The organism is Niveispirillum sp. (assembly GCF_017996735.1).
Lineage (GTDB): Bacteria > Pseudomonadota > Alphaproteobacteria > Azospirillales > Azospirillaceae > Niveispirillum.
Genome location: NZ_JAGOGJ010000068.1, coordinates 1 through 11690 on the forward strand (window position 1 = coordinate 1; position 11690 = coordinate 11690).

The 11690-nt window shown below is 66.7% G+C and carries 10 protein-coding genes and 1 pseudogene; 5 read left to right on the forward strand and 6 right to left on the reverse strand.

The window, feature by feature from the left end; translation table 11 throughout:
• Positions 1 to 622 (reverse strand): annotated as a pseudogene (locus tag KBA48_RS19620) (hypothetical protein); the annotation flags it as partial.
• A 205-nt stretch (positions 623 to 827) separates the two neighbouring features.
• Here KBA48_RS19620 and KBA48_RS19625 point away from each other — a divergent pair.
• Positions 828 to 1625, forward strand: a complete 798-nt coding sequence (locus KBA48_RS19625; protein ID WP_292909488.1) for a polyphosphate kinase — start codon at positions 828 to 830, stop codon at positions 1623 to 1625.
• A gap of 174 nt (positions 1626 to 1799) precedes the next feature.
• Here KBA48_RS19625 and KBA48_RS19630 read toward each other — a convergent pair whose 3' ends face one another.
• The gene (locus KBA48_RS19630) at positions 1800 to 4097 is read right to left on the reverse strand and encodes an ATP-binding protein (RefSeq protein ID WP_292909490.1); all 2298 of its coding nucleotides are present in this window, start codon (positions 4095 to 4097) and stop codon (positions 1800 to 1802) included.
• 259 nt (positions 4098 to 4356) lie between these two features.
• Between KBA48_RS19630 and KBA48_RS19635 the strand changes: the two genes are divergently transcribed.
• The 3 genes from KBA48_RS19635 (at position 4357) to KBA48_RS19645 (ending at position 6663) form a co-directional block, all read left to right on the forward strand.
• Positions 4357 to 4743: a winged helix-turn-helix domain-containing protein gene (locus tag KBA48_RS19635; protein WP_292909492.1), complete on the forward strand. Its 387-nt coding sequence runs from the start codon at positions 4357 to 4359 to the stop codon at positions 4741 to 4743.
• A 94-nt stretch (positions 4744 to 4837) separates the two neighbouring features.
• Positions 4838 to 5761: a type II CAAX endopeptidase family protein gene (locus tag KBA48_RS19640; RefSeq protein ID WP_292909494.1), complete on the forward strand. Its 924-nt coding sequence runs from the start codon at positions 4838 to 4840 to the stop codon at positions 5759 to 5761.
• Positions 5758 to 6663 carry a CPBP family intramembrane glutamic endopeptidase gene (locus KBA48_RS19645; RefSeq protein ID WP_292909496.1) on the forward strand — a complete coding sequence of 302 codons (906 nt, stop codon included), beginning with the start codon at positions 5758 to 5760 and terminating at the stop codon, positions 6661 to 6663. The genes KBA48_RS19640 and KBA48_RS19645 overlap by 4 nt, the downstream gene beginning before the upstream one ends.
• On the opposite strand, the gene KBA48_RS19650 is transcribed toward KBA48_RS19645, so the two are convergent.
• The 4 genes from KBA48_RS19650 to KBA48_RS19665 all read right to left on the reverse strand — a co-directional run bounded on the left by KBA48_RS19650 (position 6634) and on the right by KBA48_RS19665 (position 9531).
• Entirely contained in the window at positions 6634 to 7509 is an 876-nt protein-coding gene (locus KBA48_RS19650) for an EamA family transporter (protein WP_292909498.1), read from the reverse strand. The genes KBA48_RS19645 and KBA48_RS19650 overlap by 30 nt on opposite strands.
• Positions 7506 to 8213 carry a thiaminase II gene (gene tenA / locus KBA48_RS19655; protein ID WP_292909499.1) on the reverse strand — a complete coding sequence of 236 codons (708 nt, stop codon included), beginning with the start codon at positions 8211 to 8213 and terminating at the stop codon, positions 7506 to 7508. The genes KBA48_RS19650 and tenA overlap by 4 nt, the downstream gene beginning before the upstream one ends.
• A 10-nt stretch (positions 8214 to 8223) precedes the next feature.
• The gene (locus KBA48_RS19660) at positions 8224 to 8538 is read right to left on the reverse strand and encodes a ferredoxin family 2Fe-2S iron-sulfur cluster binding protein (protein WP_054169451.1); all 315 of its coding nucleotides are present in this window, start codon (positions 8536 to 8538) and stop codon (positions 8224 to 8226) included.
• Positions 8539 to 8610: 72 nt separating this feature from the next.
• Positions 8611 to 9531, reverse strand: coding sequence for a hypothetical protein (locus KBA48_RS19665; RefSeq protein ID WP_292909506.1), 921 nt, complete (start codon positions 9529 to 9531; stop codon positions 8611 to 8613).
• Positions 9532 to 9714: 183 nt separating this feature from the next.
• Between KBA48_RS19665 and KBA48_RS19670 the strand changes: the two genes are divergently transcribed.
• Complete coding sequence (locus KBA48_RS19670; RefSeq protein WP_292909508.1) at positions 9715 to 11535, forward strand: DUF885 family protein; 1821 nt, start codon at positions 9715 to 9717, stop codon at positions 11533 to 11535.
• The last annotated feature ends 155 nt before the right edge of the window (positions 11536 to 11690 follow it).

Here is an 11690-nt window from a genome sequence, read left to right on the forward strand (position 1 = left end):
CGGCCAGACGCTGCAGGATGGCGGCCATACGCTCACGGTCCTGGCCCTCCAGCTTGGCGCCGGCGCGCACAAAATCCAGGTGGTAGCGTTCCAGAACCCGGCGTTGTTCAGCGCTCAGCTTCAGGCTGTCGCGCTGGGCATAAAGCGTGTCGAGGCGCGTGAACAGGGGGGCGTTCAGGTTGATGGCGTTGTTGTGCGCGGCCATCACCGGCGCCATTTCGCGCTGGATCTTCTGAAGCTGGTCATTGGTGTTGGAGGCGGTCAGATTGCCGAAGACGCGGGACACATTGCCCAGCATCTCCCCGCTCATCTCCAGCGCGTCGATGGTGTTGGCGAAGGTGGGCGCATCCTTGTTGTCAGTGATCGCCTTGATTTCCGCCAGATGGTCGGCCATGGCCTTTTCAAAGGCCGGCTTGAAATGCTCCGGCTTGATCGCGTCGAAGGGCGGAACGCCGAAACGGGTGGTCCATTTGTGGAAAAAGGGATTGTCGTTCGTCACCTTGTCCGTCTCCGCCTGCGCCACCTGGGTGGACGCGTCCGCTGCCATGGCCGTCACCGGGCCCATCGCCCCGGCCATCGCCAGGATCAGGGCCGAGGCCCCGCACTTCAACAAAGTCTTCACTGCCTGTCCCCTTTATTCGTGCCAAGGGTTTGTCCGAACCGACATGCGTCGGACATCGGGCGTCGGCTGACAAGGGGCGAAACATTTCCGTTACAATGAGCGTTTACCTGCGCCGGAATTGTCACGGATCATGTCGGTGAAGGTCTGGCGGGTTTATCCAGGCGGTGTCTACACTGCCGATCCCACCCTACACAGCGGACACAAGATGACCTCTGCAACCCTGCCTGTTCCCCGCCTCGCCGATCTTGACATGAAGGCCCATCGCTTCGTCGACAAGGGGGCCTACCAGAAGGAACTGGAAAAATTGCAGGAGACGATCCTGCATGTGCAGCAGGCCTACTGGCATTCCCGGCGCCGCGCCATCATCGTCTTCGAAGGCTGGGACGCCGCCGGCAAGGGCGGGGCCATCCGCCGCCTGACCGAAAACCTGGACCCGCGCGGCGCCCATGTATGGCCCATCGCGGCCCCGACGGCGGCCGAACAGGGGCGGCATTACCTGTGGCGCTTCTGGCAACGGCTGCCCGAGCCGGGCACCTTCGCCATTTTCGACCGATCCTGGTATGGCCGCGTCCTGGTGGAGCGGGTGGAAGGATTCGCCAAGCCGCACGAATGGCGCCGCGCCTATGACGAGATCAACGAGTTCGAACGGCTGCTGACCGATGATGGCGTGCGCATCGTGAAGCTGTTCCTGCACCTGTCGCCTGATGAGCAACTGGAGCGGTTCAAGGAGCGGCTGAACAATCCCTACAAGCGCTGGAAACTGACGGCGGAGGATTTGCGCAACCGCGACCGGCGCGGCGAGTATGAACAGGTCATCGACGAGATGTTCGCCCGCACCAGCACCGACCGTTCCCCCTGGGTCGCGGTGCCGGCGGATGCCAAATGGCATGCGCGCGTGGCCGTGCTGCGGCATGTCGTCTCCGCCCTGGCCGAGGGTGTCGACGTGGCCCCGCCGCCCATCGACCCGGCGGTGAAGAAGGCGATGGAGAAATTGCTGAAATAGAAGGCCGGACGCATCCGCGCCCTTGGCTACGCGGCATGAAATCTTGACCTTCGGTCAATCTTTCCTGCCCCTCAAGCGCCGGGCGGCTGCATCCGCAGCCTTGGCTAACGCCGCACGTGCGGCGCGGCGGCGGTCGCCGCCGATACTAACGGTCAAGAATTTTGACCGATGGTATCATTCCGCCGCTGACCGTGCGCGGGGCAGCCGGGCCTGGGCATCGGCCAGGATGGCATCCATGGCGGCCAGGGCGGTGTTCACCGGTTGACCGGGCCGCAGCAGGCCCAGGCAGTCGCGCAGTGCCTGGGCGTCGGCGGGGAAGCCCACACTGTCCAGCCCGTCGGCCATGCGCAGGGCCAGCCGGCGGATGGCCGGCATGTCGGCATCGGCCCCTTCGCCCCCCATCGGATGCAGGCTGTGCCGGGCTTCCGCCACGTTCCGGGCGGCCAGCGACAGCAGCGCATCGACGGCCTGTCCGCCCAGCCGCCCCCGCAAGGCCCCCATGGGGCCGCTATCGGCGGGACGCAGCGGGGGAGGCTGTCCTGTATCGGTGTGGGTGCCGGCCATCGCCACCGCGCCCATGCCGTCGGGCGGGATGATCCGGGCCAGGGTCGACAACAGATCCTCCAGCCTGATGGGCTTGGCGATGAAACCCTGCATGCCCACGGCGCGGCTGCGGGCCACGGTTTCCGGCAGGACATTGGCCGTCAGCGCCACGACGGGAACACCCGCCATGGGGCCCTTGCTCTGGCGCAGCCTGGCGGTGGTTTCGAACCCGTCCATGCCGGGCATGCCGATATCCATCAGCACCAGCCGGACCCGTTGCACGGCCAGGATGGCCAGCGCTGCCTCCCCATCCTCCGCCGTGATCACCTGCACGCCCTGGCGCGTCAGCAACTGGCTGGCCACGAACTGGTTGATGCTGTCATCCTCGACCAGCAGCACCAGCGGCTTGCTGGTCCAGTAGGGCAGCAGGCGCGCGGTGCCGCCGGGTACCTGCACCGGGGCCGTCGCCAGCGGCATCGGCAGATCGACGGTGAAGACCGTGCCATGGCCGGGCGCGCTCTCCACCTGGATGTTGCCGCCCATCATGCCCACCAGCCTTTTGCAGATGGCCAGCCCCAGCCCCACGCCGCCATAGCGGCGATTGTCCCCGCCATCGGCCTGATAGAAGGCGTCGAAGACATGGGGCAGCTTGGCGGCGGGAATGCCGATGCCCGTGTCGGCCACCGTGATGCGGACCAGGGCCGCGCCGGGCGTGGCGCTGGCATGGCCCACACTGGGCGGCTGGCGCACGGCCACCACCTTGATGCCGCCGCGATCGGTGAATTTGATGGCGTTACCGATCAGGTTCAGCAGGATCTGCCGCAGCCGTGCGGCATCGACGCTGACATGGCGCGGCACATCGGCGCCGATGGACAGTTCAAGCGTCAACCCGCCGGCCGCGGCCCGCCCCGCCATCAGGTCGATAGCGTCGTGCAGGCGCTGATGCAGGTCCATCGGCTGCGCCACCAGCGACAGGTGCCCGGCCTCGATCCGGGTGATGTCCAGCAGATCGTCCAGCAGGGCCAGCATGGATTGGCCGGCCTTTTCCATCACTTCCAGAACCTTGCCCTGGGGCGACGCGGGGTCGGGCCGTCCGTGGCCGTTCAGGATTTCCAGGCCGCCCATGACAGCGTTGATCGGGGTGCGGATCTCATGGCTGACAGCGGCCAGGAAGACCGACTTGGCCCGGTTGGCGGCGTCGGCCGTCTGGGCCGCCTGATCGCGTTCGCGCGCCACGCGCCCGTTTTCCGCCGCCTCCGACTCAAGGCGGCGCTGCAGGTAATCATTGGTCAGGGCCATGACGGCCATGCAGCCCGCCACCAGCCCCACGATCGCCATCAGGAAATTGAGCGCCGCCGCCGGACTGGGGGAAAAGAAGCCCCCATTGTCCTGGCGGATCAGGATATCGGCCAGACGCACGACCAGGATGACGGCCATTATGGTGAAGACCAGCGTGATCACCACCCACAGCCGTGGCGCCACATGCCGCCCCTGCCGCCAGCTTTCATAGGCGATGGTCAGCTTGATGCCGACCAGCCAGATGGTGGCGACGATGGAGCGCAGGATGATGTCGTCGCGGTTCAGGACGTCATAGACCATCACCGCCGTCAGGATGGCCAGTGTCACGGCCGGGACCGTGGCGCGCAGGGGCCGGCCGCAGAAGCGCCTTATGCCCAGAAGCAGCAGCACATGGGCCAGGCCGACACCGGCATTGCCCATGATCACCGACAGCCAGAGCGGGACATGGTCGCGCGCGGCCAGGGCGGCGACACCCGTCGCCCCCATCACCACCCCGCCTGTCAGCAGGCCCAGGCCCGGAATCGTGCGCTGGCGCCACCAATAGATACCCAATGACCCGGCCAGCCCCGTCGCCACCGCGGCGAAGGTGACCAGCAACGTCATGACATCCAGGTCGTGGAGGACTTCCATCGTATGTTCCCCGGCCGGACATCCCACCGGCCCCGCTTCTTTCAACCATGGCCGCCGGTTCTTGTCACGGGGGATTGGGTGCGTACTGTGCGCCGGCATTACCCCTTCCGCGCCCCGTGGGCGTAAAAGGTGAAGTTGATAACAGCCCCAGCACCGCCATTTTTCGGCCCCCTGCGTGCCATCGCCGCAGGTCATCTGTTCTGCATGAGAGAGGTTGGCGGGGGAGGACGCCGACGAACTGTAAAGAAGGAGCAAAGCCATGTCGCTGGGCGGCACATTTTTCACCGCATCGGCCCCGCCCCAGGGGGCGTCCGGCAGTTCTTCCCAATCCCATGTGGTGCGGGGCGACCTGCATCTGCGTTTCGATACGGGGCGCGCGCTGTGGCGGGGCCGGCATGTGCCCGTGACAGGGACGGAGCTGAAGATGCTGCATCTCCTGGTTCGCACGCCGGGTGCGGCTGTCGGCTATCGTGAGCTCTATGATCTGGTCCATGGACCCGGCTTCATGGCCGGCAAGGGCAATGTCGGCTATCGCGCCAATGTCCGCGCCTTCATCAAGCGTATCAGGCGGAAATTCCGCGATGTCGATGACGGGTTCGATGCCATCGGCAATGATCCGGGCACGGGCTATATCTGGCGGGAATGACGGACCCGGCGGAAGCGGCGCTTTCCCCCTTCCATAGGTGCGGCCGCTTGCGCCCTGCCGCCGCCTGCGGGTAAACCGGTGGGCGGAACAGCGGATGGAAGGCACCATGCGGCAGCGGGGCGACAGTCTGGGCTGGGTACCTGTGCCGGTTCATCAGGTCGGCGTGCATCTGGGCCTGCCCTTCCGGCACTACCTGGTGGGCATGGTGGCCCTGGGCCTGCTGGTCTTCCCCGTCGCCTGGGCCGCGGGCGGGCTGTCGGAAACGATCAGCCTGTCGCTGGGCTGGGCCGAAGGGGACCCGGCCATCCGTCGCATCACCAACCTGCTGGCCCTGGCCGCCATCATCCTGGTGCTGGGTCTGGTGGTTAATCTTCAGGGCCGGTCGCTGATGAGCGTGGTGGCCCCTGAACAGCATCTGGATCTGGGCATGATGGCCCGATCCGCCGTCACCTATGGCCTTGCCTTCACCCCCGTCATCGTGATGGCGGTGATGAGCGGGCAATTGGGCCTGGGCGATTGGCGGGCGGCGCTGGCGCTGCTGCCCATGATGCTGGTGCTGGTGGCCTTGCAGGCCACGGCGGAGGAGATGGTCTGCCGTGGCTACATGGCCCAGGGCTTTCAGGTCCTGTTCCGCCACGCGGCCCTGGCGGCCCTGCCGGTGGCCCTCATTTTCCTGTCGCTGCACGACACGGGCGCCTGGGACCAGGGCTGGGACCGCAAGGCCAATATCCTGATGATCAGTCTGGCCCTGTCCTGGCTGACCACCCGGGCCGGCCGGCTGGAACCCGCGATGGGCGTACATTTCGCCCATAACCTGATCGTCTTCACCCTGGCCGCGCGGCCGGACCATGGCTTGCCGTCGGTCAGCGGCTTTGCCGAGGAATTCCCCGACCGTCCCTTCAATGCCAATACCTTCCTGGCCCAGTCCCTGGTCTATGGCGCCGTCTGCGCCAATTACTGGTTCATCGGGTTGCGCACGGGATTTGTCGAGGGCTTGTGGCGGGAGCGGGCGGAATGACGGACGGGGCGGTGCCGGTGCATCTGGCCGGGGTGGCGACGGGACAATCGCGCCGGTCCTATCTGTTCGGCACGGTGATGACCGTCATCCTGCTGCTGCTGGCCGGCATCGTGGTCTATCTGGCCGTGGCGGCGGTGGCGAAAGGGTGCCGGAACCTGCCCTATGTGCAGTCCTATGGTCTGCTGGCCATCAATGCGCTGGCCATTCCCGTGCTGGCGCTGACCACACGCTGGCTGCACGGGATGAGCTTGCGCGACCTGATCGCACCCGGCCGGCCGGTGGATTGGGGCATGGCGGGGCGGTCGGCGCTGGTCTATGCCGTACCGATGCTGGTGCAGGTGGGTATCGGCCTGTGGATGGGGGAGTTGCAGCCATCCGGCACATCGCTGACCGTGTTCCTGCTGCTGGCCCCGGTCAGCGTCGTGATGTTCGGCCTTCAGGCATCGGCGGAGGAACTGCTGTTCCGGGGCTATCTGGCGCAGGGGGCGCAGTTGCTGTTCCGCCATGCCGTGCCGGCCGCCCTGCTGACCGGCTTGCTGTTCACGCTGGCCCATGAAGGGTCGGACGCCCGCGCCGTCTGGGCCGTGCGGGCGGAGATCATGATGATGGCGCTGTTCCTGTCCTGGATGACGGTGCGCTTCGGGCGGCTGGAGGCGGCGATGGGCGTACACATCATCAACAATGTGCTGTTTTCCTTCTTTGTCGGCGGTAGCGATTTCCCGTTCCCCGATCTATTGACCCGCACCGATCCCGACCCGCCGGATTTTGAAGGCTGGGCCGATCTGGCCGAATTCGCCCTGCATCAGGGGCTGAGCATCGGCTTTTACTGGCTGGTGGGCATGAAGACGGGCTTTGTCGAGCGGGGCCGCTTATCACTGGGCCGTGCGCCGCGACAGGCTTGACCCCACCGCTGCCAGACAGATCAGGGCGATGGCGCTGACGGCCGATAGCGACAGCACCTCTCCCAGCAGGAACAGGCCGACAATCGCCGACAGGGCCGGTTCCATGGCCATCATGATGCCGAACAGGGCGGTGGAGACCCGGCGCAGGGCCACGAATTCCAGCGCATAGGGCAGCAGGGTGGACAGCATGGCCACCGCCGCCACCTTGGCCAGCATCTCCGTGCTGGACAGATAGGGGCCGGAGACGGGCAGGCCCACCGGTGCCGTGAACAGGGTTGCGAACAGAAGCGCCAGGGCCAGACCCGTCATGCCCGATATCTGCCGCCCCGCATGGCGCGACAGCAGGATATAGGCGGCCCAGGCGCCGGCCGTGATTACGGCGAAGCCCAGGCCCACGGGGTCCAGCCTTTCGGCCCCCGCCAGCGGCGTCAGCAGCAGCACCCCGCCGAAGGCCAGCAGCGGCCAGAGATAATCCGTGAGCCGGCGGGCGCCCATCATGGCGACGGCCAGCGGTCCCAGGAATTCGATGGCGACTGACACACCCAGCGGCAGCCGGGCCAGCGCCAGATAGAAATTGGCATTCATAATGGCCAGCGCCGCGCCCAGTGCCGCCGCCGCCCCCCATTGCGCCCGCGTCAGGCGCATGAAGGACGGGCGCACGATGACCAGCATGATGGCCGCCGCCAGGGCATTGCGCAGGAAGGCCAGCGCCAGGATGGCATGGCCCTGCGACACGTCCTTGGCCAGCCCCCCGCCCAGCGGCGGCATGCAGACGGACAGGACCAGCAGCAGCGGGGCCAGCAGGGTCAGCGTTTCCTGGCGGGCCTGCGGTGCCGGCATGGTCATGGCAGCAGCCCCAGCCCCATGTCCCAGAACCCCGCCTCCAGCCGGCTGGCCGCGTCGAAGGTGCGCGACAGGTCGGCAAAGCGCGCGTCACCGCCGCGTGTAGCCGACAGCCGGTCCAGAAGCTCCACCTGGGCCACGGCCACAGCCCGATATTCGGGATCGGCATACATGGCGATCCAGTCGGCATAGGGATTGCCGTCCAGCCTTGTTGCCGGATCGGCCAGCAGAGTGGCCGCAATCTCGGCATAGCCGACGATGCAGGGCGCCAGTGCCACATGCAGGTCCAGCAGATCACCCGCCAGCCCGCGTTCCAGCACGAACCGTGTATAGGCCAGGGTGCCCTGCGCCTCTGCCGCCGCCTGCATCGCCGCCTCGTCCAGGCCCCAGCCGGCGCAATATTTCACATGCAGGCCCATCTCCAGATCCAGGATCGCGGCCATGGACCGGGCGGCCGCGCGCATGTCGGCCAGATTGTCGGCCTTGAACGCGGCCAGCGCATAGGCGCGGGCGAAATGGATCAGGAACAGGTAATCCTGGATCAGGTAATGCCGGAAACAGGCCTGCGGCAGGGTGCCGTCGCCCATGCCCGCCACAAAGGCGTGGCGGACATAGCGGTCCCAGGACGGGCGCGCGGTGGCCCGCAGCCGGTCGAACAGGCCGCCTTGCGTGGCCAGATCGGGCAGGGTCCGGGGCGCCGGCGCCATGACGGTTGCCTTACTTGGCGCCCGGCAGCTTGACCGTCAGGCCGTCCAGTTCCGGCGTGATACGGATCTGGCAGCCCAGTCGGGAGGTCTTGGTCAGGCCGAAGGCCAGATCCAGCATGTCCTCCTCGTCCTCCTGCGCGTCGGGCAGCAGGTCGTACCATTCCGGCGCGACCACGACATGGCAGGTGGAGCAGGCCAGCGACCCCTCGCAGGCACCTTCCAGGTCGATATCGTGGCGGCGGGCCACTTCCAGGATCGACAGGCCCAGGGGGGCATCCACCTCGCGGCGGGTGCCGTCGGTTTCAATGAACACCATCTTCGGCATTGCGCCAGAACTCCCAAACGAGACAGTGCGCCTTGTTACGAAGCGGCGGCGGCCAAGTAAAGTGCCGTTTAGTCAAGGGGGGCCGGCAATGACGGGGCGTCCCCCCATGTCCAGCGTCAGCGTCGATTGCCGGACGGCACCCGGCGCCGTCGCCAGCGCCCGCACGGCCCCGCCATCGGTGGGCAGCAGCAGCAGCCGGACTGTCCCGTCGGCATCCCGGTCCAGCAGATAGACACCGTCGCGTGTGGGCAGCCAGCTTTCGCTGTCAGCGGCGGCGGGCAGCGGGGCGACCGGTTCCGCGATGCCGCCATCGGCCGGTTGCCGCCACAGCCCGCCATCCCCCTCGCGCACCATGTACAGCCAGCGACCATCGGCGCTCTCCTTGGCCGCCAGCCAGCCCTCTTCCGTGATGGGCATGGCTTCCTGATAGGGCGGGCGCGTTATCCATATGCGCCAGCCGCCCAGGCGGTTGGAGGCGAAATACAGCCTTTGCCCGTCGCGGGACCAGGCCGGCGCCCTGTCTTCCGCCCCCGGATCGGCGGCCACCCGGCGCAGCTTGTCCGACGCGCGGTCGAGGATGAACAGCGCCGGTGCCCCGTCGGCCACACTGGTCAGGGCAAGGCGCCGCCCGTCGGGCGCCCAGCGCGGGGACCCGGTCGCGGCCCCGTTGAAGGCGGTGACGGGGGCAGGCGGCTGGTCCAGGTCGGCGACCCAGATGTCGAAATGGCCCGACCGGTCCGACGCGAAGGCGACAGCCCCCTTCGCGCTGATATCCGGGTCACGGTCGCGCGGGATGCCCTGGCCCAGGGGCAGACGTTCCCATCGGCCATCCGGCAGCAGGCGAAACAGCGCCGATGTCGGGCTGGTGGCCGGGGGCGGTGGCGCCGGTCCGCCACCGCCCCCGGCCAGAAGCGCCCAGGCAACGGCCAGCGTCACGGCCGTTGCCGCCGCGATGGCGCCTGCCGCCCGATAAAGTTTCCGGCGCTTATCCATGCCGCCCCTGTCAGAACAAATCCTTCCCAAGGCGGCCCACATTGCCGCGCCCCGCCGCGATTGGCAAATCCCCGCCACTTTCATGTTCTTCTGGTGCGAAGGGATGACTGCATATAGCTTTTTCGCCGAACGACCGGCGGGCGGACGGACAGCCATGGGCCGGAAAAAGAGGGGGATGAGAGAGTGAAGCTGAAGAAGATTCTGCTGGGCACCGTGGGGGGTGTTGTCGGCCTGGGGGCGCTTGCGGTGGCCTATGGCCTGTGGGGGCCGCTGCCCATCCACCCGACCATCGAGCGCCAGACCATCCTGCAGGTGCTGGACAGCCCGGAAGTCATGACCCAACTGGGCATGATCGACGGCACCTTCCTGGATTTCCATTCCGGCAAGCTGGACGAGATCCGGCCGGAGGATCTGGAGAAGGCCCGCAAGGACATGACCCGCTATATCGCGGAGATCAAGGGCTTCACCGGCCTGACCGGGCAGCAGGCCTTGTCGCAGCAGGTGATGCTGGAATTCTATTCCACCAATCTGGCGCAGATGGATTTCCCCTGGGTGGTGCCGGGGGGCGGGCTGTATCCCGTGGATCAGCTTTTCTCCCCGCCGGTCAGCCTGCCGCAGTTCCTGACCAACGGCCATGTCGTCAAGGATGTGAAATCGGCCGAGCGCTATATCAGCCGCCTGCAGGCCGTGTCGCGCAAGTTCGAGCAGTTGGGGCAGTCGGTGCGCAACCAGGCGGCGGCCGGTGTCGTGCCGCCAGACTTCGTGATCGATAAAAGCCTGGTGGTGCTGGATAACTTCACCCGGGACCCGGCCGCCGCCAGCCCGCTGGTCACCACCTTCAAGGCAAGGCTTGAAAAGGCCGGCGTGGCGGAGGCGGAACGGGTCCGCCTGATCGACGCCGCGACCCAGGCGGTGGAGATGAATGTCTACCCCGCCTATCGGAACCTGGCCAAGCTGATGCGTGAGGAAATCCGGCCCAAGGCGACGCCCGATGCCGGCGTCTGGCGCCTGCCGGACGGCGCGCGTTACTACAAGCTGGCGCTGCGTGCCAACACGACCGTGGATATGGAACCCGACGTGATCCATGAGATCGGCCTGTCGGAAGTGGCCCGAATCACGGCTGAGATGGACACGCTGCTGAAAAGCCTGGGCCATGCCGATGGCAGCGTGGGTGAACGCATCCAGGCGCTGGAGAAGGACCCGGCCCAGCATTATGCCCCCGGCCGCGAAAGCCATGCCGAGGAACTGGCCGACCTGAAGCGCATGACCGACACGGTCATGGCCAAGGCGCCCGACTGGTTCAACAAGCTGCCAAAACAGCCCCTGGATATCCAGGCCGTGCCCGAATATGCCGAGGATACGTCACCGGGCGGTTACTACAATTCCCCGGCCATGGACGGGTCGCGCCCCGGCATCTTCTACATCAATCTGGGCGAAAAATCGCGGGCGCCGAAATTCAGCCTGCCGACCCTGGTCTATCATGAGGCGGTGCCCGGCCATCATTTCCAACTGGCCCTGGCCCAGACCATCGAGGATGTGCCCACCTTCCGCAAGGTCTACCCCTTCACCTCCTATGCCGAGGGCTGGGCGCTCTATGCGGAGCGGCTGGCCAAGGAAATGGGCATGTATGAGAAGGACCCGTATGGCGATCTGGGGCGCCTGCGGGATGAGCTTTTCCGCGCCGTGCGGCTGGTCGTCGATACGGGCATCCATGCCAAGCGCTGGACCCGTGACCAGGCCATCACCTATATGCGCGACACGACGGGCATGAATGAAGGGGCGGTGACGATCGAGATCGACCGCTACATCGTGCTGCCGGGTCAGGCCTGCGCCTATAAGCTGGGGCAGTTGAAGATTCTGGACCTGCGTGACAAGGCGCGCGCCGCGCTGGGCGACAAGTTCGATATCAAGGGGTTCCACGATGTCGTGCTGGGGTCCGGCGGCCTGCCTCTGACCGTGCTGGAGGCGCAGGTCGATGCCTGGGTGAAGCAGGTCAAGGGCTGAGCCAACGGTCATTTTCCATGACCGTTGCAGGCCGGCGACCGCCGGCCCGCGCCCCCATGGGCGCGTAAGCCAAGGGCGCGGATGCGCCCGCCCGGCGCTGAGGGAACATGTAAATAAGCTGAGCCAACGGTCATTTTCCATGACCGTTGCAGGCC